The organism is Allobaculum sp. JKK-2023 (genome assembly GCF_034745455.1).
In the GTDB taxonomy this organism is placed as follows: Bacteria; Bacillota_I; Bacilli_A; order Erysipelotrichales; family Erysipelotrichaceae; genus Allobaculum.
Genome location: NZ_JAYERV010000003.1, coordinates 1,278,720 through 1,301,966 on the forward strand (window position 1 = coordinate 1,278,720; position 23,247 = coordinate 1,301,966).

Consider the following 23,247-nt stretch of genomic DNA (forward strand, 5'->3'; position numbering starts at 1 on the left):
CGAATGGAACTTAACGCTGATGGCTGATCATCGTCTGCCATACCTTTTTGAGGTGAAGGCCATACGTTAAAAAGACTCCGCCAACTGCTCCGATCAGCCCCTGGGCAATTTCATACGGGAGTTTGAGCATGGCGTATTCAAAGGTCGAATACACAAAGATTTTTCCTAAGGTATAGCCGACCACCAGAATTACGCAGCCAACCGAAACACCAAGAATAGCCCCGTAGATCGGTTTGTTTTTAAAGGTATTGTGGGCCAGATAGCTGATCACATACGCCTGCAGGCCATGCACCACCAGTGAAACCCACATCGGAGCCGGATAAAACAGGGCATCCCCAATAAAGGCCCCCAGCCCGCCAACCAGCATCGCGCCAATCGGATCCAGCAGAATGGCAGCGGTCGTAATCGCCAGATCACACAGGTACAGTTTGCCGCCCGGGACAGGAACACCAAAGCTGGACAGCAGGATCGTTAAAGCCATGAACAACCCGCAGGTTGTAATCCAGAGCACAGAATATCGTTTTGGATATGCAGGTTTTGTGGTTAAAGTCTGAATCATCACAATCACTCCTTTTTTTACATTCTTTTTCAGATCATTTCATTTCCACTTTCATATCAGAACTGCTCTCTAGTATACTCTGAACTGATCTGACCGAAAGGGTCAGAAAAATAAAAAAGGAGCAGACCAGATGATCAGTTACACCCTTTCCCACCCGTTAGCCCTCTCACTTTACCGGGCAATCCGGCATGATATTGAATCCGGGCTTCTTGGCCCGCACACCCGCCTGCCCTCCAAAAGACAATATGCCATGGATCTGCATCTTTCCTTGTCCACCGTTGAGCAGGCTTTAAGTCTGCTGGAGCAGGAAGGCTACATTGAACCGAAGGAACGCCGCGGCTATTTTGTTCTGGAAGGCAATCAGAAGAATGCGGAAAATGATTCGTTTGTCCTCACTCCCCTTCCACCCGATCCCCTCAGACCGGATCCAGACTTTCCGGTCTCCTTATGGTTTAAGACGATGCGCTTTGTGATGAGTAAGTACCAGGACTATCTGGTCCAGACCTGCCCGGCCCCTGGCAGCAGCCGGCTTCGCAATGTGATTGCCTCCTATCTCCATACCAGCCGCCAGATGCAGGTACAGCCCGAACAGATTGTGATTGCCTCCGGAACCCAGGAGTTATATTTCCTGCTTTGCCGCATGTTCCGTCAGTCATTCGACGTGGCGATTGAGTCTCCCTGCTATCCCGTTCTCGAGCAGGTCTATACCGCTGCGGCGGCCCGAATCTCTCGGCTGCCTTTAGACCATCAGGGAATTGAACTGAAAAGCCTTCATTCCTGTTCAAGCCAGTTTTTGCATGTCTCGCCCTTTTCGAGTTTTCCTTCGGCCATCAAGGCCTCAGCCTCCAGGCGGCGGGCCTATCTTTCCTGGATTGAAAAGCGGGAAGGCTATCTGATTGAAGATGACTTCAACTCCGAATTTTTCCAGAACGGCCCCATGCTGCAGACTTTGTTTGCGATGGACAGCCATGAAAAAGTGATCTATCTCAATACGTTTTCCAAATCCCTGTCCTCTTCTCTGCGTCTGGCCTATATGGTGCTGCCCCGATCCTTACTGGATCTGTACCATCAGACGGCCGGCTCTTTAGCCTGTACCGTCACGATGCTTGAACAATATACGCTGGCCGAATTTATTGAAAATGGCAGCTTTGAAAGATTGATTGTCCGCCGTCGGCGTCACCAGGCGCAAAATCGCAAATAACGGTTCTCCGGTGCTTCTGAGCTGATGTACTTCTGGTTCCCCGCAAAAAGCTGCATCCATCCCAGTCTGGATGCCTGTTTTTCTTCCTTTGGCCTGAAACCGCTGACAACCATTTTCGATCTGATGGGGATTCGAAGGGAACAGACAGTCTTTCTAGGAGAATTTAAGAAGATCAGGATAAAATAAAGATCAGGATAAAATAATGGCATGGAAAAGGTTATTTACCGGAAACGAGATCAAACTATGAGAAAAAACGGTGTTATGCTTCACATTACCTCACTGCCCAGTCCTTATGGTGTGGGAACCATGGGTCAGGCAGCGCGGGATTTTATCGACCAGCTGGAGCGAAATGGCCAGAGCATCTGGCAGATTCTGCCGATCAATCCAACCGGCTTTGGTGACTCCCCTTATGCGGCCAGCTCGACTTTTGCGGGCAATCCCTATCTGATCGATCTGGATCAGCTGGCTTTTGACGGCTTGCTGCAATGGCACGAATTCCAGCACGAACAATGGTATACCTATCCGGACCGAACCGATTTTGCGATTCTGGCGCAAAAACGCATGCCCGTCCTGCAGCAAGCAGCCAGACGGCTGCTGGATCGCAAACCGGCCGATTACGACCAGTTTTTGAAAGACAATCAATCCTGGCTGGATGACTATGCCCTCTTCATGGCGATTAAAAACGCCCAGGGCGGCCAGGGATGGCAGGACTGGCCGGAAGAGTATAAGGTTTACGACCGCAATAAGATTGAGGTCTGGAAAGAACAGTTCAAAGACACAATTGAACTCTATCAGGCTGTTCAGTACCTCTTTTTCCATCAGTGGCATCAGCTGAAACAATATGCCAATGATCATGGTATTGAAATTTTAGGCGATATTCCCATTTACGTTGCCATGGATTCAGCCGATGCATGGTCGCATCCTGAACTCTTTATGATGGACGAACACTCCAATCCGACCTGTGTGGCCGCTGTCCCTCCTGATGCCTTTTCCAAAGAAGGACAACTTTGGGGAAATCCGGTCTATGACTGGAAATACCACCAGAAAACCGGCTATCAATGGTGGATCGACCGGATTGAGCGGATGTCCAGACTTTATGACATCCTGCGCATCGACCACTTCCGCGGCTTCGATTCTTTCTACACCGTCAAAGCCGATGCGAAAAATGCACTGGATGGCAAATGGCTCAAAGGCCCAGGGGCAAATCTGTTTAAAAAGATGACCAAAAAGATCGGCCCTCGCAACATCATTGCCGAAGATTTAGGCATCCTGACCCCTTCCGTCGAAAAAATGCTTCACGATGTCGGCTATCCAGGCATGAAAGTTCTGGAATTCGGCTTGTTCGCCAACACCACAGAGGGCCAGGAATATCTGCCGTTCAGCTATCCCATCAAAAGCGTTGCCTATGCCGGAACTCACGATAATGACACCATTTATGGATGGTTTAATTCCTTATCCGAAGTGGATCAAGAATATGTGCGCGAGTATCTGGATACCTGGGATCCCAACAAGATTCACTGGCGCATGTTTGCGCAGCTGCTCAATTCTCCATCAGATACCACGATTGTCATGGCGCAGGATCTGCTTGGTCTTGGCAGTGAAAGCCGCATGAATAAGCCAGGTGAGCTGGGAAGCTGGCAATGGCGTCTGATTCCTGGTCAGCTTGATGAAGATACGATGCGCCACCTCAAATACCTCACCCGTGTCTATCGCAGGCTGCCCGAACAACGAATTGATCCCAAAAAGAAAAAGACTGTTTCGGCTGCCCTGGCTGTTGCAGACTTGCCGGATTGATTGAACAGTCAATTTTCTGGCCTGCAAATATGGACCCGAAGAGTCTCAGGAAAAATTCAACACATTCAATCCATTCAATATTGAAAAAGCACGTACGGCTCTCTGTACGTGCTTTTTGGCATTTTTGACTGGACTGCTTCAGGCACAGGTATCAAACAACGTATGCGGAAGCGTTGGCGTATGCCATGAACGGTAGACAACATTGGAATTTGGATCCTGGAAGGCCTGACTGAAAAAGGTGAAATATTCACCCGGAGTATTGATGCCGCGAGGCAGAACATAGTTTTCATCGAGCTTATGCAAAATGGTAGAGGCAAATAATGAGCAGTTGTTACCCAATACCCAATAGGTTTTCCAGATGCCATGACGGAATTTATAAAATTTGCTTCCGGTACGCCACACAAGCCGGCACGCATAGTCTTTTTCCAGTTTTCTGAATTCTTCTTCACTGAGCGGCTGGCGGGAAATTGGGGCATACCAGCGATAAATATCCTGTTCGATGCCCGCCAGAAGACTTTGGAGCTTTTCCTCCTGACTGGCAGAAAGGCTGAGGCCAAATTCAAACAGCGTGCTTTCTTCATACAGGCAGCAGTTGTTGACATAAATTTCCATGGGCACGGTAAACAGGATTCCCGGACCAAAAGTACGGAACAGTTTTTCTTCAGCTACATCATAGTTGCCATAAGAATACATGATCCCTTTATAGGAGAAGGTCATATGACCAAACTGGTGATCCCCGCTCAACCCCGTATGGATAAAGACGCGCAGATTGACCGGCTTGTCATTTTTCGCCTCGTCAAAGGGGAAGCTTTCACAGTTCATGTTGTGCTTTTCAGCCATTCGCAAAAGAATACTCGGCCCCATGGCGACGATGTAAACCGGCAGGGAACTCCAGTAGCGAAACGACCAGGTCCGCGAGGTGGAACTGGAACGAAATGCCCAGCGCTCAACGAGCATCTGCACCCCCTGATAAAGCAGGTACGCCCCGATGAGCATCTGAATAAAACGCTGGTCTTTATGAAGACCAGACAGAGCAATAGACCCCAGGATCAACTCGCCAACTGCAAGCGCCAGAAAGTACCAGCCTTCTTTGGATTTTTCATGCAGGTCCATCAGGCCCTGAATGACCATGATGATCGCTGTAGCGATCATATACAGGCCAAACAGTGTTGCGATCAGGCCGACGCCAGCCAGGCGGTAGCTCCAGAACAGGGAAGCCAGCAGCCCGGCTCCAATCCCCTTCAGCCCTTCCATTGCACTCTTGCGGCGAATCGCCTGGTAAAGCAACAGCAAAGCCGAAAGCGTGCAGACAATCGAAACGGTAATCATCAGTCCATCCGCCGACAGAACCGGAAAGCACAGACACGCCAGGCCAGCCGCCATCAACACGATCCCGACAGTCCATTCTATTTTTTCTTGTGGATTCTTTTTCATAACTCTATTTTTGACAATCCTTTCCTGTTTGCGGATCATGCTGACCGAAAAGAAAGAAACAAGACGGCCGGAATGCAAAAAACCAGCCCATTGATGGACTGGCAGAAATTTTTAATCATGCCCGCCGACATTTGGCAGGGCGATGCTGGAGCCTCTTTCGAAAGAACAGAAGACTTATTTTGAAGCTTTGGCTTTCTGTTCAGCCTCAACCACTTCTTCGAGCACTTTCATTTCACCCTGTGGCTCAGAAGAGTTTTCATTAAGCAGATGGAGTTTATTGAAGATATAAATCATCAAGGACATCAGGATACCGACTAAAGCAGCCAGAACCATGCCGGACAGAGCAATGTCACCAAGCTGAACGGTTACCCCAGAAAGACCAGTAACGAAGACAACCGAAGTCAGAATCATGTTCACAGTGTTGCCGTAATCTACTTTTTCATCAATCAGAATGCGCAGACCCGATACCCCGATCATTCCATACAGCAAGAAGGAGATTCCGCCGATAACCGCAGAAGGAATCGACTGAATCAGTGCACACAGCGGACCGATGAACGCGCAGCAGATCGACAGAACCGCGGCACCGCCGATTACCCATACAGAGTAAACGCCCGTTAAAGCCATAACACCGATGTTTTCACCGTAAGTTGTTGTTGGAACGGAACCGACCAGACCAGAAATCATCGTTGAAAAGTTATCCGCGAAGATCGTTTTGTCCAGACCTGGATCTTTAATCAAATCACGGCCAACAATCTGGCTGGTTACAATCTGGTGGCCGACATGTTCAGAGGCAATAACCAGAATAACCGGCAGCATGGTCAGAATTGCGCTCCAGGAAAACTTTGGAAACTGGAAGTTCGGCATCTGGAACAGGGCAGCCTGGCCGATTGGCGCAAAATCGACTGCACCAAGACAAGCCGCCGTAATATAGCCGACAATTACTGCAATCAGAATCGAAATAATCGAGAAGAACTTGCGAAAGCACAAGTTACCGATGATTGCCGTTCCTAAAGTCACTAAGAAGATGATGACATTGCTCATCAGGATGCCATCGCCAACAATGCCGGCTGTGCTGGCAGCCGAGCTGGACAGCTCCAGACCAATCAGCGCGACAACAGGTCCCATTGCAGCAGGCGGCAAAACAACGTCAATCCATTTGGTACCGAATTTTTTAATGATAAAAGCCAGGATACAGCCCATGAATCCGACTGCAACAAATCCGCCCAGCGCGTAAGGATACCCCCAGCGGGCGATGACCAGCGAAGCCGGTCCTAAGAACGCAAATGAACTTCCAAGGTAAGCAGGCGCTTTTCCTTTCGTGATTGCGATAAATAATAAGGTGCCCACACCATTCATGAACAGAACAATCGCAGGATTGATTCCCAGAACGAATGGCACCAGAACGGTTGCGCCAAACATGGCAAACAAGTGCTGCACCGAGAGCGGCAACATCAGACTTGCAGGAACTTTTTCCTCAACCTGGATGATTTTTTTAGCCATATCTAATTGTTTTCCTCCCCATTTCAGTTCCCTGTTCCATCCACGGGCAGGGCCTGAATTTCTTGAGTATTTATACCATATGAGCCTGTGAAACAAAATACGCTTTTCAACCCCCTTGACGGTACCAGATTGGATCCGTCAAAATTGCGATGATCCTGCGATATTGTTTCCGTTTTTTGACCTATCAAAATATACGGCTTTCTGCAGGGAAAAGGAAATGGTCCGCATACCAAAAAACGCCCATCCTCGATGAGAACGGGCGAAAAAGTCATGATTCCTCGTATTTTTATGGTATAGATAACTATCCAGGCCTGACCCATGATTCTGCCAGATTTGGCAGACTGTGAAGGCTTTGTCCAGAAAGTAAAGCGGTTATCATTAAACTGATTCTTAACATTTTCGCAAGAAAAGCTGACCAATCCCGATAAAGCAGGCCTTCAAAGGATCGAATTTTGATCACAATCCCGACAAAATCAAGTTCAAACGCCCCATTTTGCGCAGTCAGAGCGCATGGGGCAAGGCTTTTGACAGGAGACAGTCTGCCTGAAATTTATCTGATTGAAGAACTCCTTTCGAGCGAGGAAGCGGACTTTCCTCATTTTCAAAGGAAGGGATTCGGTTATACATCAGGTTATACTGTTCAGATCGATCAGAAAGAACGGATAGAGCTCGCAATTCAAACTGTTCAGGTGGATGGATGGAAGATCTGCTGCCTCGATCTGAAAAGGCTTTTCGATCACTGAATCTGGGAAGAAAGGACAAGAATAACAGAAAAGCTCACAGCGGGCAAGTAAATTCATCCGGTCTGTCCTGAATTTCCTATGGAATTAGATTGCACATCAAAGCTTGAATTAAGCGGTTCATCAAGCAGAGATCATTTTTGTGTAGCTTTCCTTTTTCCAGCCCGGAAAATATGAAGGAAAATATGAAAGTGCAGCGAATCTCAAAGCGAAAAGGAAACAGACAATTCAATCCCCCATTCCAAAAGATTTAAATCGCAGACAAATATCGATCCAGACCCAGATCCATCTCAGAAAGGAAGATTTTCATGACTCCAGCTCAGATCAACGACCAGTTCGAACATGGCAAACAAGATGAAAAGCATTTATGCCGCCTCTATCTGTATGCCGGTGCCTCCAGCGGCATCAGTGATGACTTTCTGGAAAGCCTGCGCGATGGCATCTGTCAGAAACTGCAGCTTGATGAGGCTGGTTTCTATCAGGCGATGGAAAAAGCCTGCCAGCTCTGGCAAACCAAAGTAGACCAGGCACTTGCCCAGGCCGAAAACCTGGAGCTGATCCGCACTTTTGAAAGAGAAAGAGCAGCTGCCTACCGCAAAAACGGGATTCTGCCTTCCAAAGCCCGAACGCTGATCTGCACCCGCTTTGTGCTGATTCTTGAAAATCTGTCCGTCATGACCGGCAAAAATCAGCTCAAGCCAAAATCCATTGCCCGCCTCAACGCGCTCTTTCATGATCCAGATGGTCTGAAAGACTATGTGAAGTGGCTTTTCTACCCCGCCTTAAAAGCCAGCCAGGGTAAATGGAAGCTGACTGAAGAGAAATTTATCTTTACGACCTTATTTGTCAATCAGCTTTTTGCGGATTATCTCTATGCGCGTCTCACTAACAATATCGGCCTTGCGCAGATTGTTCTTGACCGGCTGAATACCACCGGTAAAATCAAAATTCCGGAAATCAAGCTGTTTCTCAATCCAGATCAGGCTTCCCTTGAACAGGATGCCGGGCCTTTTGAAATTTCTGCCCATCCACTGGCTGGACTGGACCGGGTTTTCAGTGGCGACAGTCTGAAATAGGTGCCTTGTGCAAGTTTGCTCTTTTGAAGCGCTCTTTCCTTCTTTTGGTCCGGGATCGCTGCCTGTTTTTGGGTTGCTGCGTGCAGCCGCTGTTTGAGGTTTCTCATTTTTGCCACGTAAAAAGGTGCCCGCAAGGACACCTTTCTTATGTTTGGTCGCTTATTGTGTTTGATCGCTTATTGATTTCATCGCTTCTGTTTTAAGCCTGTTCTCTTTGATCCGATCAGAATTCAGGTCCATTTAGATCTTTCCTTCTGTATTTCAGTGAGCAGTTTTGGAAGCAGAACTCTGGGCTTCTTTTGAAGTCTCAGACTTATCAGACTTAAAGGAAGACTCGGACTTAGAAGAGGACCCAGATTGATCAGAAGTCGTTTTGTCTTCTGTTTTCGTCTTGGAAGACTCTGAAGACTGTTCCGATTCAGAATCTTCCAAATCCAGATCCAGATCCTTTTCCACTTCTTCTTTTTCCTTCCAGGCCTGTTTATGGTGATCCGGGGCAACATCAAAGATATAGTCGTCGGTTTTCGGATCATGCCACACAATCGTATAGGGATAGTTATGGCCATCGAGCAGCAGCTTCACGCGCTCGCCACCCGAAATATAGGAAACATCCAGTTTTTTCAGGTCAGTGGATGGAATCCGGAGCATCACCCAGTCATTCTGAATCTTTTCAACGCTCATCTTTTTATCGTTGGTGATCTCAACAAGAATATGCGCATAGCGGTTTTCCAGCTTGTGGTATTTGCCCTTTGGATCAATCAGTTCCCACTTTTCAAAGTCAGGATAGAAGTTCACGCCGTTGAGCACTTTCCCGCCATTGGCCAGAACCAAAGCCTGCGAAAAGTCATGGCCGGTGGTCAGCCACCAGGCATCTGGATCGTCTTCAACGATCTTGGCCACTTCACGGGCAAAAGCATAGTCCGTTACGGTCGCATCCGAGCACATAATCGGATTGACCAGGCAGCCGCTTAAGGCTGTCCAGGCCAGCATGAAGGCCAGAAACAGCTGGCGCCATTTGGTAAAGGCCAGCCAGAAGAAAAAGCCCAGGACAACGACCACAAACACGGTAGCTGTTTCTGTTCCGCCAAAAGCATCCAGCGTATGAGCGCCGAGCACCTCGCTAAAGGCATCAATAGTGCTCGGAATCGTCATGTAGTGCGCCACCGAAACTGCAGCAATGGTGTACACAACGCATACGCCAAGAGCCACCAGCTGTTTTCGGGGCAGGCGAACCTGGGTAACGATCCATACCGTCCAGACGGTAAAGATCGTTGCCGTAAAGCCATAGACAGTCTGCATCCGGTTGCAGTAGGAAAGCAACGTGATTCTGGCCAGCCATTCCGGAATTTCGAATTCCATGAACAGTCCCTGGATAATCATGGCCGCAAACAGAACCACTCCAATCCAGCGGCTGTTGTTTTTCTGTTTGAACAGATACCAGCCAAGATATGGAAAGAACAGCACACAGGCAATTCCAAAGTGCGAATAGGAGGACAGTTCACTGTTATTGGACAATGAAGGGTCAACAAAGGGCTGAACGATTGAAATTGGATTGATAAAGTACATCCAGTGCGCATTGTGAGAGCGGCCGCCCGTCACAATCCGCGCACCGGGATAATCCGTTTCGTTTAACAGCTGCAAAGCCTCCCGCATGGAAAGCAGCGCCGGAACCAGGACAATGCCCACCCCAATGATGACGACGGCCACATTAAGCAAATCAAGTTTGCAAAACTGCAAATCGGCCCGATCCCGCCACAGACAGGCAATCATCAGGCAGAGCATTAAAATGCCCATCGGGACCTGCAAAGATGGGAATAAAGCCAGAACGAAGCCGGTCAGCGAACAGATTGCCAGCAGGGTCATCGCCCATTTTTTCCCGCCCGTAAACATGAAGAACCAGTACCCGACCACAAACAAAGTGACCGCCCAGAAACAAACATCATAGAAATGGGGCGAATACCACCATTGCATGGCAGGTGCATAAGTCAAAATGAAAGCCCCAAATACCGACATCCAGCGGTTTCGGGTCAGAATATGGAACATTTCCAGACTGACCATGAACATCAGGATGGTCTTGAGCGAGAAGTACCAGGAAAGTCCGTATTCATTGCCAAACAACAGATATCCCCAGACAAATGGCTTGCCGATCAGAGTCAGTCCCAGTACTGGCGCATTGTAACCGACAATCATATCCTGACCGCCCACCGACATCTGGTGGGAAATCTGGCTGAAGTCATTGTAAAACTGCGAGAAGTAGTACGGCAGCTGAACGGCGTATTCGTCGGAACGAATTTCACGATACGTTCCAAACAAAATAGAATCTTCCACCGAGGCATCCGGCGTAAAGTACTCCATCAAAGCGGCTGCGTTGGAGGTATGAATTTTGTTTTTGACCAGAAGAGTAAAAACAATCAGGGCCACCACCCAGCGCCAGCGATAGAGAAAGTCAAAGCAATCTCTTAAAAACGCTCCGAAACAAAGCCTGGTCAGATTGAGAACAATCAGCAGGCTTCCAATCGGATAGGCAATTTCACCTTTGGGAAAGTAATAGCCGATTAAAAGCATCACCAGAAAGATGAGACCGCTCTCGATCAGGATCTCAATGATCCGTCTTGCTCTGGGAGCGTGGGGACGCCATCTTTCCAGCATTTCTATCATGAAATGTCCTTTCCAGATTGTGAAAGATCTTCAACAATCTCAATCTGGGCAGCTTGTTCCAGGGCCTGAAGCTTCTGGCTGATTTCTCGATCAAGCCGCAGCGTAGTCAGATCTCGTTCAAACTCTTTTTTCTGATTTTTACGAAAGCTGGTCAGCACGACACCTGTAAAGAAACAAAGAAGGGTGCTGATGCCAAACATGCACACCATGATCAGTGTCGGAATCTTATCCACCAGCCCGGTTTTCAGATACTCGGCATACACCGGAATAAAAAGCCCCAGCGTAATCAGCAGGAAAACCAGGGAGATCGTGGTAAAGAAGGCAAAGGGTCTGGTATCGCGAAGCAGAGTTCCAATGGTCTTGAGCACTTTGAGACCATCGCTGACGGTATTCAGCTTCGAAACGCTGCCTTCTGGCCGATCTCGATAGCCAATGGGGATTTCTGCAAGCTGCATATTGTTATCCAATGCAAAAATCGTCATTTCAGTTTCGATTTCAAATCCTTTGGAGCAGACTGGAAATGACTTGACAAAATCCCACGAGAAAGCCCGCAGCCCTGTCATAATGTCAGTCACATCCGCCTGATAGCAGGTGTTGATCAGCCAGCGGACCAGACGGTTGCCCGTGTTGTGAAACGGACGTTTATTTTCAGTAAAGTAAGTTGAAGACAGACGGTCACCAATGGCCATATCTACGCCCTGTTCATTGACCAGCTCGGCCAGTTTCACTGCATCCTGGGCGGGATAGGTATCATCTCCATCCACCATGATGTAACAGTCTGCCTCAATATCCCGGAACATCGAACGCACAACGTTGCCTTTGCCCTGCTTGTGCTCGTAGCGCACGATCGCGCCAGCCTTACGGGCAAGTTCATCCGTGTGGTCGGTTGAGTTGTTATCATAAACGTAAATGTCTGCCTCCGGGAAGGCAGACCGATAATCGCGGACAACTTTTTCGACTGTCCGCGACTCGTTATAGCACGGTATTAAGATGGCTGTTTTTTTCATACTTGACCTATTATAGACGGCCAAGTCGCGCATGCAAACTCTCTTAGCATCCAAATCTGCCTATTGTAAGCGACTTGCTCTTTCGAAAGAGAGAGTCTTCCTTGCGTTTTCTTTCATCTTATTTTTCAGAATCAACGGTCGGTATGTTAAATTTTTCCTTAGACAGTTCAGGAAACAATTCAGGCGCTATTTTTAAACACCTTGAGCTGTACAGGATCCAAAAACGCAAAAATGGATTGATACAGCTTTCAATCTGTTCACTTTTTGGGATCCCATCTCTTCTTTTGGATAGGTAAACGGCTGATCTTGACGATCCCTGTCTGTTTGACCATCGTAAAAGGTTGTTTCGAAGGAGGTTGAAAATGGAACGAACTCGCACGGCCAGAAAACGTGAGTTTTCTGCACGCCGGTTTATTACGCACTACTCGAAGCTGACCTGGGTCTTTCTGGCAGCTTTTCTGATTTTTGATCTGGTCCTCAATATTCTGTGGATGAAACTGATCCCAATGGCCAAAGCCCCCGATGAACCCGTCCGAATCATTCTTTCGGATTATGTATTCTTCCATGACCAGCTGCCCAATGCCTGGGATCCGGCCGTCCGCATTCGGGAGTGGGGATTTTCGTATGCCCTGCGCCCGATGCTGGTCAACATTCTGGGAGCATTCAATATGTGGGTGGTCTCCTGGTTTACGGATGATCCCTACGCCCTGCTGTTGAGCGTACGCATTATCTCGGCTTTTTCCAAAACCGCCATGCTCTATTTCCTGTTTCGGACTTGTGAATGGTTAGGCTGGAAGCCAAGATGGGGATGGTGTGTCATCCTGATCTGCTCGCTTGTCCCCCAGCTGACTTTCCTGGCAGGCTATCACAACAACGATACTTTTTGCATGTGCTGTGTCTCCGCCGTGCTGTATTGCTGGGTGCGCGGCATGAAGGAAAACTGGACGTGGCCAGACTGCATCAAATTTGCGATTGCCATGGGACTGACCATTCAGTCCTACTACAATGCCTATCCGTATATTCTGTTTTCAGTCCCCCTTTTCTTTATGACCGCTTTCCATCGTCATATGACCAGGGAAGAAAAACTGGAAACCTGGAAAAAGACCGGCGTCATTATCCTGATTACCTTCCTGATTGCCGGCTGGTGGTTTATCCGGAATATCGTGCTCTATGATGGGGATGTTCTTGGTTCAAAAACCCGTCTGGCTATGGGTGAGATGTATGCCGTCTTCTCCAAGAAGCCGTCCATCATCTTTAAACCAATCCGGCAAGGTCTTTCCTATTGGGATACTTTGTTCTATTTCAATGGATCCCCATTTGACTGGGCCTCGAAGACATTCATGTCCTCCTTTGCGCTGCTTGGCCTGATGGACTTCTTGATGCCGGCTGAACTGTACCGTTTCTTCTACATCCTGGTTGTCACTGGACTGGCCTTATTTATCGTCCAGTTTGTTGTCTGGATCGTTCAGGCACTGTGGTATGCCATCAAGAAGCATTGTGCGGATCATGAAGCAAATCAGAATATTCTGTTCTTCTTATTTATTTCAATCTGTGCCGTGATGGTCATCATGCTCAGCCTGTATTATTCCTGGACAGATGACTTCCAGCCACAAGGGCGCTACATCATGCCAGGCTTTACGTCGGTGATTCTTGCAGTCGTGGCAGGATACCGGTTTGCGTTTAAGACGGTATCGAAGATCTTCTTCAAATATGAAAAATACGGCTATGCCGTTCTGTCATGGGCGGGCGTGGCTTACCTGGCTTTCTGCCTGGGCTGGATTCAGCTGTATTCCTACCAGCGCGTCGAACCTCAATACTCCTCACTGCCCCGCTTTACGCAGAACTATCTGAAGCATCGTGAGAAATACAATCCAAACAATCCGGACGGCCAGCTGACCGAACGTGAAATCGAGCTGTCCACCCCGAAGGCAGGCAAATCCCAGCTGGATTCCACTTCACCGGATGCACCTGGTGCCAGCGAAGCGTCTTCACAGACTCATTCTGAAGCTCCAGCAAATGAAATCCCAACAGACCCAGGCCTTCCAGCGGAACAAAGCCAGCCTGATGCCAATCCAGCTGTAAACCAGCCGCCTCTTGACCCTTCACTTCCAACCCAGGCCGCCCCTGAACAGCCATCCCCCGACCAGCCTGTTGTGGATCAGGCGGCTTCCGATGTTCCTGCTCCTGAGCAGACTGTCGATTCAGTCGTTGACTCTGCCTTTGAGGAACCGGATTCAGGCGAACAAAGCTTCGAATAAGAACTGTGGATTCTGTTGAATTCAGGTCATTTATAAGGTTATTAATAATATGGTAGAAAAAGCGCAAAATTCTTGATGTGTCTCTTTCTTACCAGCAATTATAAGGTCTCTTTTCCTTCAGAAATCGAGGCCTTTTTCTTTTTGACTGTTCTTGCCAAAAGGATAGTCATCCTCCAAAAGCAATCTCTTTCAACATCTCCATCCTGTCATAGAAAAACCGGTTTCTTTTTCCTGGACAGGCAAAGGAGAAAGAAACCGGTAAGCGCAGCCAGTCAGATGGCTGCTGATGTGTACAGGGTGTGATCTTAAAAGTGGCTTTCTGTCTGTTCCTGGTCTTCTGTTCCCTATCTTTTCCCTGGAGCAGGCAGCTGCCGGTCTGATCGATGGAGCGTTATTCTGTTTTTGCGCAAATCAGCTTCCTGCTTTGCCAGAAATTCAGGCCGAAAAATACATTTTGAATCTGCCTTTCGTTTTGTTTTTCAGCGTTCTGATTTTTCCGGCAGCTTCTGTCTTTCTTCTAATCCTGGAATATAGACTTCCGATTCCAGAAACCAGCGATTCCTTTCCCAGAACAGATTTCGCTGCTGGCTGCCGATCCGACAGGTATAGCAGATGCCGCAGCCGCCCGCTTTCGAATACGTTTCCCGGACCCTTCGTTAAATGAGGTTGTTTTATCCCTGATAGGATAAAACGGTTACATCCCTGTCTGCGGACCTTTCCGCATCGTCTGGTCGGCATCAATGGATTGCCATCAATGTCCAGAACATAGGTCAAAGCTTCCGGCATTATAGATGCCTCCTTTCTGTAAATAAACCAGCCCGAAGGCTGTAAGGTGTCCTTCGCCAATGTTGTAAATGCTTTTTACGCTCCAACTCACCGCCTGTTACCCCGAACAGGTTTTTAAAGCAGAGCCACAGAGCTTAAGACTAGAACGATATCCTAAAGGTGTGATGACATAAACAACGGAGTTCGTATCGTCCGAAAACAATATTCATCAAGGCTACTCACAGACAACAGCCGAAGCTGTCCTGTCAAGCAACAGGGGTGTATTTCAACCCCCATGGCTTGCCATGGGGTCAGTGAGTGTGTACAATTACTCGTTTCATGGGTTCAGTATAGGTCAGACGACGCGACATTCCTTTTTTTTAACGCAACAATCACGCATTTTATGTTTCGTAATCCTGTTTATTTCCTTGTTTGATGCCCGATACCTGCTTGAAAGTCAGAATCTAATCCGATTTTTGTGCATTGCACAGGCATGTTTTCAGGTGATATTTCGCATTTAATTTGCATTTAATGCAAGATAATTGCTTTGACCCGCCTTTAAATGTGTTATAATCTGACCATGAGAATCAATATTCCAGAAGCACTGAACCAGTTCAAGCATGACAACAATCTGACCAACGACTATATCGCTAACTATTGCGGGGTAACCTGTTCTACGGTTTCGCGCTGGTGCAACGGCAAAATCCGTAAAATCGCACCGGAAACACTGGCCAAACTGGCCGAGATGCTCAATATCGATCTGGAAGACATGAACCGGATTCGCGGGCTGCAGCTCAAGCGCCCGATTCTTGGCACCGTCAAAGCTGGCTACGGACTGCTTGCTGACGAAAATATCGATGGCTATGTAGAAGTATCCGAAAGCGATTATTCTAAAGGTGATTATTTTCTGCGGGTAACTGGGGATTCAATGAAAGATGCACACATTCACGATGGCGACTTGCTCTACGTGAAGCAGTGCACAGATCTGCCCTCTGGTTCCATTGCGGTTCTTTTAATCGGCGGGGAGGAAGTTACAGTGAAAAAGCTGATCAAAAAAGACCGCTACTGGATTTTACAGGCTGCCAATGCTGCAGTTGAACCAAGAGTCTATACACTTCAGGAAGTCGAAGAGACACCCGTCCAGATTATCGGCCGGGCCATTTATTCACGGACTGAGCTGAGCGTTTTCCATTGATTTTTCTGTACAGAGCTGCTGCTGCATACCGGCTTTTGAAGGGGCAGTTTTTCTGAACCAGTCTTCACACGACTGGTTTTTTTCTGGCTTTTTTCTCCCGCTTTTTTACCAATATTCATTCAATTAACTAAAAATATGGCCTTTTTCATACTTTTTATGAACTTCTGCGCCACTTTGTGAAGTTTTTGTTGCATCTCAGTTAAAAAATGAACCAATTTTCACGATTCGATGGAATGTTTGAACTTTTCTTCCAAAATGGTCTTTTTTGCTTTCAGAGGCTGTGATCTGCCGCTATACTAATCCGTGAACCCTCTTCCTCCACTTGGTGGACTTCGAAGAAGGACAGACAGAATCTGGCAGCTGTTCTGGCTGCTTTTGCAGATTCACCTTTGTCTGTAAAATGATCTACTTAATTTAATGAACAATCGAGTTTGTTCTGAATTATCTCTGCATTCAGGATGCAGATGGCTGCCAGCCGCTGCCTTTTGAGAACCTGCCAGGCGCTATTCACCTAGTCTTCTTGAAAGCAGCTTGATCTGACTAGCCCTATTTTTATTTTCGACCCCTTTATCGGGATATTCGTTTTTTCAGGATTTTGATCCTGTACCGTCCGATTCAAATCAGATGTTATTTATAAAAAGAAAAGGAGAGACAGCTATGAAAGTTATTAAACGAAGCGGTGAAGAAGCAATTTTCAACGTAGCAAAAATTGAGAATGCGATCCGTAAAGCCAATAAAGCCACGACGCATAATCAGCTGACTGAAGAAGATATCTTCCAGATTGCCGGCCAGGTTGCCAACGAATGTGAAAACATGAATCGTTCTGCTGGTGTAGAAGAAATCCAGGATATGGTTGAAGCTTCATTGATGAGCCACGGCTACTATGCAGTTGCAAAAAACTACATCACTTACCGTTACGAGCGCGCACTCGTCCGTAAAAACAACTCCACTGACCAGCAGATCATGTCTTTGCTGGAACGCAATAATGAAGAAGTCAAACAGGAAAACTCCAACAAGAACCCCTTAGTCAACTCTGTTCAGCGTGACTATATGGCTGGTGAAGTTTCCAAAGATATTACCCGTCGTTTCCTGCTGCCCCACGACATTATGGAGGCTCACGACAATGGAGTCATCCACTTCCACGATTCCGACTACTTTGCCCAGCACATGCACAACTGCTGCCTGGTCAACCTGGAAGACATGCTCCAAAACGGAACAGTCATTTCCGAAACGATGATCGAAAAGCCACACAGCTTCTCGACTGCCTGCAACATTGCCACTCAGATCATTGCTCAGGTTGCAAGCTCCCAGTACGGTGGACAGTCCATTACCCTTTCCCACCTTGCTCCATTCGTTCAGATTTCCCGTGAAAAAGCACGTGCTGAAGTCTATGAAGAACTCAAAACAATGAACCTGCCAACGGATACCGATACCGTCAATGAAATCGCAGAAATGCGTGTTCAGAAGGAAATTGAAAAAGGTGTCCAGACCATCCAGTATCAGGTCATCACATTAATGACAACCAATGGACAGGCCCCATTCATCACTGTGTTCATGTACCTCAATGAAGTAGAAGATCCACAGACAAAGGCTGACCTTGCTTCCATCATCGAAGCCGTTCTCAAACAGCGTATCCTTGGTGTTAAGAACGAAAAAGGCCACTACATTACTCCAGCCTTCCCAAAACTGATTTACGTTCTGGAAGAAGACAACATTCATCCCGACAGCAAGTACTACTACCTGACAAAACTGGCGGCTAAATGCACAGCGAAGCGTATGGTTCCTGACTACATCTCCGAAAAGATGATGCTCAAGCTCAAAATCGATGCCAACGGTAATGGTAACTGCTATCCAGCCATGGGTTGCCGTTCTTTCTTAACTCCTTATGTTGACGAAAATGGCAAGCCAAAATATTATGGCCGTTTCAACCAGGGTGTTGTGACGATCAACCTCGTTGACATTGCCTGCTCTTCCAAAGGCGATTTCAAAGAATTCTGGCGGATCTTCGATGAACGCCTTGATCTTTGCTACCGCGCTTTGATGATCCGCCACAACCGTCTGCTTGGCACTCCAAGTGATGTTGCTCCAATCCTGTGGCAGAACGGTGCTCTGGCCCGTCTGAAAAAAGGCGAACCAATCGATAAACTGCTCTTTGGCGGCTACTCTACAATTTCTCTTGGATATGCCGGCTTATGCGAATGCGTCTACTACATGACCGGTGTTTCCCATACTGATCCAAATGGCTACCAGTTCGCCAAACGGGTTATGGACTACCTCAATGCTGCCTGCGCAAAATGGAAAGCCCAGAACAACATGGACTTCTCCCTGTATGGCACCCCAATGGAATCCACAACTTACAAGTTTGCGAAAAAACTGCAGGACCGTTTCGGTGTAATTCCTCACGTAACCGACAAGAACTACATCACTAACTCCTATCACGTACATGTAACCGAACCAATCGATGCCTTCACAAAACTGACCTTCGAATCTCAGTTCCAGAAACTCTCACCAGGTGGAGCAATCTCCTACGTTGAAGTTCCAAATATGGAAAACAACCTGCCAGCCGTTATGGCGTTAATCCAGCACATTTATGATCACATCATGTATGCTGAACTGAACACCAAGTCTGACTACTGCCAGGAATGCGGCTATGAAGGTGAAATCGAAATCGTTGAAGATGAAAGCCACAAACTGATCTGGCGCTGCCCGAACTGCGGTAACACCAACCAGGAAACCATGAACGTTGCCCGTCGTACATGTGGCTACATCGGCACACAGTTCTGGAACCAGGGCCGTACTCAGGAAATCAAAGAACGTGTAACTCACCTCTAATAGTTACTTTTGAATCAAATGAAAAGTTGCGACATAATCGTATTTATAACGACTGATTCGAAATTATGAGTTTGAAGATGAGTTGTATAATAACGACTTAATCACATTTATATTCGCTTATAAAGTCCCAAACGGTTCAAAAATATCTTTAAATAAAGGTAATAAGGAACTGGATTCTAGAAACGGAATCCAGTTCCTTTTTTATCGGCTAAATTACGACGTATTCGAATCCATACTTATCGACAATCACATGATATTACGACAGATATATCTTTTCAATTAAACTCGATAATCCCCCTTCGACTAATCAGATTATTTTGGTTCTTACGCAAACAGTGTGTTTGGCTACCATCACTATTATCAACGATGGCAATTGCCGCTAATTCCGATAACCCAAAATGCGATAGTAAAGCTCATCTTGAATTAGGTATTGTTATTGAATCAACGATATGAATGATGCAAGCTTATTCATTCGCCAGAATCATCAGTGTTAAAAACTACATTTGCGTAAGATCCATTATTTTTTAGTCTGTAATCACGGCGTTTTACTTTTGGATTTGATTAGTACTTTGTATTTGCATTTTCCGGCCATCAATTACTTTTTCCAATTTTCCCTCAGCAATCATTTTGTTAACGGTCTTGGATAATTTCGGAGTAATCCCTTTATAGCCCATCCGTTTAGCAAGCTGGGTTAGCGAATCTGGCTGTTCTTCCAACAGTTGTAAAATTTTTGCTTCATAATCCAATTGTTTCGAACTGCGTGCTGATGATGAGGAAAATGCGGGATGAATCCCGATTACCACTGAAAGAAATTGCCTGCTTTCATCCATAACAATTTTTAGTTTAGGAGACCCATTCTGCTCTAAGGCTCTACGTGCATTTGGATATCCAGTATTCCGTCCTTCAATCAAATGAAGTTCTTTAAGAAAGTCTCCAATTCGACGATTACGGTAACTGCGGGATCTTATACGTTCAGCCGCTATATCGGCATCCAATATAGATCTATCAAAGCCAGGATGACTTGTAATTTCAATCTCTTCTTCAGTAATTCGTACCGTTATAGGCTCTGGAATCTCATACGACTTATGATAAACCGCATTTGCAAGAATTTCTTGTACCGCCCGAAGTGGATAGTTCCAAATTCGGGATGATTCCGGCTGGTCATCGTGTTTAATGATTTTTTCAACCAGATATTTCCCCCTGATCGTTTCCAGCGCTTCTTTAAGTTGGTACTGCAAGGGGCCCTGAAAAATCTGTTCCTCCATTCCAGTTCCATCTGGTCTAGGGATCCAGACAAGTTCAATTCGAGCATAACGGAAATACTTCTGTGGATCTTTTCCAAAGAGCAGAAGCCCTACATTTCGTGGACGAATATCTTCAGGTGGTCCTTCAACAATCTGCAGATCTTCCGCTAATTCTTTCAAAGACTTTTCCTGCTTGTCATCCAACAATGTACTGTTAGTCAATCGCAGATGTTCTTTCATCCGTTCCAAGCTCAAATCGTCCAAATGGGCGCTTAAATTTGGGCGATCATCAAACGGAATGGAACTCGAAATGTAAAACAGTTCGGCTTCCTCTTCGTGAGAAGCGGCCAATGTCGAAGATCCTTTTCGGATATAATATTTTTTATCTCGATTTTCTGGAGAAGATTTCTGGGATTGTTCTTTCTTTTTCTTAGGAATATTTACAAGTGTTTTATATGGACGACCGTGTCCACCCGGAACTCGAACAAGTAAAACAAACTGATCATCGATCTTTTCTACTTGGATTTCCGGGATAATAAGGGGCTCAATGAAATGACAGCACCGGATCAGTTCAAGCTGAATTTCATCTAGTTTCTCTTTCTTCAGGCCAGTTACAGGCCGTACTGGAATTCCATTCTCTTCTTTAACCCCGATAAACAGGTAGCCTCCGCCGATATTGTCAATATCGTTTGCAAACGCACAAATAGTATGAGTAATCGGGTCTGGATTGAAATTCTCTTTCAATTCAATTCTCGAGGATTCAACAATATCTCCTTCAAGAAGATCTACAGGGTTCACAGGTATTGCCATAGACTTCTCCTTTCTGACTTGATTGTATCGACTGTTGACAGACTCGACAAGAAAAACATCGATACTATCGACGAAATTTCATCGATACCATCGATATTTTTTTCGATGCTATCGATAATTTTATCGTCAATGGTTTCGAGGTCAGGTTTTCCCGGTTACCCATATTGGTTTTTCGATCAATTCAGCTCCTTAAAAGGGCAATCGGAGATATTCCAATCTATCCAGGTGTTCCTGCAAGAAGACGAACTGGATTGACCGGTATGGCTATAGACTTCTCCTTCCTGATTCAATTGGATCGAGAGGGACGACCCTCGACAAACGAGCATCGATACTGTCGACAGACTTTTTATCGACATCCTCGATAAAAAAATATCGACACTATCGATAAAATGATTATCGATAGCATCGATGTTGCCAACCAGATCCGTATTTCCGTTTCAAACGCTTGAAGTATTCATCTATGAATGCTGTGGCATCCTTTCCTCCATAATGATCAATGTGTGGTGAACAAAAAGGGAGAGATTCAACACCGAATCCGGTGATGATCTCTCCCTTGCTGGTCAACCCCTGAACATTTTGTCTTATGGACTCTGAGCAACTGGTTGACCTTTTAGCTGCCCTTATGCAGTCCTTTCAGTATCTTTGAACGAGACTGAAACTGGAGATTCACTTTTAATGTATCTGATCTATTTCAAAGCGACCAGAGAAACAGTGCTTCCGATTTCCATATCTTCAGATGGCTCTACCTGTTTGATCTGGGAAACTGCATCCATATTTGTGACCAGAACCATAATCGTTGGATCTTTTTCTTTCTTCTTCAGGAATTCCAGGTCCATTTCAGCGATTTTCTGATTTGCCGAAACGGTCTGCCCCTGTTCAACAAATACTTTGAATCCTTCACCATTTAATTCGACTGTATCGATTCCCATATGAATCAGAATTTCCAGTCCGGTATTGGTTTTAATGCCAATCGCGTGTTTTGTTGGAAAAACTGTTTCTACTGTCCCGGAGACTGGAGAATATACAGTTCCCTTTTCTGGAATAATGGCATATCCATCGCCAACCATTTTGCTGGAGAAAATCTCATCTTTTACATTTTCTAACGCGATCACTTCGCCCTGGGCAACTGCATTCATCGCAATGTCTTTGATCTCTGTTTGCTCATCTGCTTTGGCGGCAGCTTTTACATCGTTACCTTCCGGCTTTTTAATCAGGAAGTAAGCAATCAGGAAAGAAGAACCTAAAGCAATCAGGATTCCTAATACAGCATAAACAAAGTATTCACCGATGTAAGCAGGCAGACTGAAGATGCTCGATAAGATATAGCCATAAATTCTTACGCCAAAGAAGCTGATAAACGCAGAGGCAATTGCACTTCCGCAAGTTGCTGCAATAAATGCTTTTTTATACTTGGACAGAACACCGAACAATGCTGGTTCTGTAATACCCAGTAATCCGGAGACAGCGGAAGAAAAAACGATTGATTTTTCTTTTTGGCTATTCATTTTGAAGTAAACAGCTAATGTAGCGCCTGTAATTGCCATATTGGCCATCAGCATCATTGGCATGAGCATATCCCATCCCTGGTTGGCAAAGTTCTGCAGGGCAATCGGAGTCATTGCATGATGGAGCCCAGTAAAGATCGCGATTGGCCGGATGGCTCCAAAGATAATACCGCCAAGAATTGGAGAGATGGAGAAAATCCATTTGATGAAATCAGCTAACAGATTGCCTAAGTAGATTCCAATCGGTCCAATAACAGTCAATGTTAATAAACCGGCAACGAACAGTGAAATAGTTGGAGTGAAGACTGTTCTTAATACTTCTGGAAGCATTTTGTCGACCCAGCGGTAAATGTAGCTTAAGCACAGAACCGCAAAGATAATTGGGATGACTGTTCCTGAATAGTTAAATACCGGTACAGGAATAAAATTAAACAACATGAAATTTGATATTTCTTTTGCGGCTGCCGCACTGGTCATGGTTGGAAACTGTAAGGTTGCAGCAATGGCAATCGCCAAATACGGATTGGTTTTGAAAATCTTTGCGGCGGAAGCAGCTACGAAAAACGGTAAGAACGTAAATACGCCGCTTGCCAGCATATCAATTACAAGGTAAGTATCTGTCTGGTTGGAAATAATGTTTAATCCTTAGATAATCGAAAAAGTAGAAGC

Annotated in this window: 13 protein-coding genes; 6 read left to right on the top strand and 7 right to left on the bottom strand. The window is 46.3% G+C overall.

Features of this window, described 5'->3' with window-relative positions; all coding sequences use genetic code 11:
* Positions 1–10: 10 nt before the first annotated feature.
* Entirely contained in the window at positions 11–559 is a 549-nt protein-coding gene (locus U4956_RS05255; RefSeq protein WP_323089498.1) for an ECF transporter S component, read from the bottom strand.
* Between the two features lie 130 nt (positions 560–689).
* Here U4956_RS05255 and U4956_RS05260 point away from each other — a divergent pair, with 130 nt between their 5' ends.
* Together U4956_RS05260 and malQ are read left to right on the top strand one after the other, a co-directional pair.
* Positions 690–1,760 (top strand): PLP-dependent aminotransferase family protein, encoded by a 1,071-nt coding sequence (locus U4956_RS05260; protein ID WP_323089499.1) that lies wholly within the window; start codon positions 690–692, stop codon positions 1,758–1,760.
* A gap of 243 nt (positions 1,761–2,003) precedes the next feature.
* On the top strand, positions 2,004–3,554 hold the full coding sequence (gene malQ, locus U4956_RS05265; RefSeq protein ID WP_323089500.1) for a 4-alpha-glucanotransferase: 1,551 nt from the start codon (positions 2,004–2,006) through the stop codon (positions 3,552–3,554).
* 138 nt (positions 3,555–3,692) lie between these two features.
* Here malQ and U4956_RS05270 read toward each other — a convergent pair whose 3' ends face one another.
* Entirely contained in the window at positions 3,693–4,988 is a 1,296-nt protein-coding gene (locus tag U4956_RS05270; RefSeq protein ID WP_323089501.1) for an HdeD family acid-resistance protein, read from the bottom strand.
* Between the two features lie 174 nt (positions 4,989–5,162).
* Positions 5,163–6,488 (bottom strand): uracil permease, encoded by a 1,326-nt coding sequence (gene uraA, locus U4956_RS05275; RefSeq protein WP_323089502.1) that lies wholly within the window; start codon positions 6,486–6,488, stop codon positions 5,163–5,165.
* A 1,048-nt stretch (positions 6,489–7,536) separates the two neighbouring features.
* Here uraA and U4956_RS05280 point away from each other — a divergent pair.
* A complete protein-coding gene (locus U4956_RS05280; RefSeq protein WP_323089503.1) occupies positions 7,537–8,304 on the top strand; it encodes a hypothetical protein in 768 nt (255 codons plus the stop codon).
* A 261-nt stretch (positions 8,305–8,565) separates the two neighbouring features.
* Here the strand turns inward: U4956_RS05280 and U4956_RS05285 are convergent, their stop codons facing one another.
* Positions 8,566–10,962 (bottom strand): hypothetical protein, encoded by a 2,397-nt coding sequence (locus U4956_RS05285; RefSeq protein ID WP_323089504.1) that lies wholly within the window; start codon positions 10,960–10,962, stop codon positions 8,566–8,568.
* On the bottom strand, positions 10,959–11,969 hold the full coding sequence (locus tag U4956_RS05290) for a glycosyltransferase family 2 protein (protein ID WP_323089505.1): 1,011 nt from the start codon (positions 11,967–11,969) through the stop codon (positions 10,959–10,961). The genes U4956_RS05285 and U4956_RS05290 overlap by 4 nt, the downstream gene beginning before the upstream one ends.
* Before the next feature lie 362 nt (positions 11,970–12,331).
* Between U4956_RS05290 and U4956_RS05295 the strand changes: the two genes are divergently transcribed.
* From U4956_RS05295 to nrdD, 3 genes are all read left to right on the top strand, one after another.
* The gene (locus U4956_RS05295) at positions 12,332–14,227 is read left to right on the top strand and encodes a hypothetical protein (RefSeq protein ID WP_323089507.1); all 1,896 of its coding nucleotides are present in this window, start codon (positions 12,332–12,334) and stop codon (positions 14,225–14,227) included.
* 1,345 nt (positions 14,228–15,572) lie between these two features.
* Positions 15,573–16,187 carry a LexA family protein gene (locus U4956_RS05300; RefSeq protein ID WP_323089509.1) on the top strand — a complete coding sequence of 205 codons (615 nt, stop codon included), beginning with the start codon at positions 15,573–15,575 and terminating at the stop codon, positions 16,185–16,187.
* A gap of 657 nt (positions 16,188–16,844) precedes the next feature.
* Positions 16,845–19,019 carry an anaerobic ribonucleoside-triphosphate reductase gene (nrdD, locus tag U4956_RS05305; RefSeq protein ID WP_323089510.1) on the top strand — a complete coding sequence of 725 codons (2,175 nt, stop codon included), beginning with the start codon at positions 16,845–16,847 and terminating at the stop codon, positions 19,017–19,019.
* A gap of 545 nt (positions 19,020–19,564) precedes the next feature.
* Here the strand turns inward: nrdD and U4956_RS05310 are convergent.
* Both U4956_RS05310 and U4956_RS05315 read right to left on the bottom strand, forming a co-directional pair.
* Positions 19,565–21,073, bottom strand: a complete 1,509-nt coding sequence (locus U4956_RS05310) for an RNA-binding domain-containing protein (RefSeq protein ID WP_323089511.1) — start codon at positions 21,071–21,073, stop codon at positions 19,565–19,567.
* A gap of 686 nt (positions 21,074–21,759) precedes the next feature.
* Positions 21,760–23,175, bottom strand: a complete 1,416-nt coding sequence (locus tag U4956_RS05315; protein WP_323089512.1) for a glucose PTS transporter subunit IIA — start codon at positions 23,173–23,175, stop codon at positions 21,760–21,762.
* Positions 23,176–23,247: the final 72 nt, after the last annotated feature.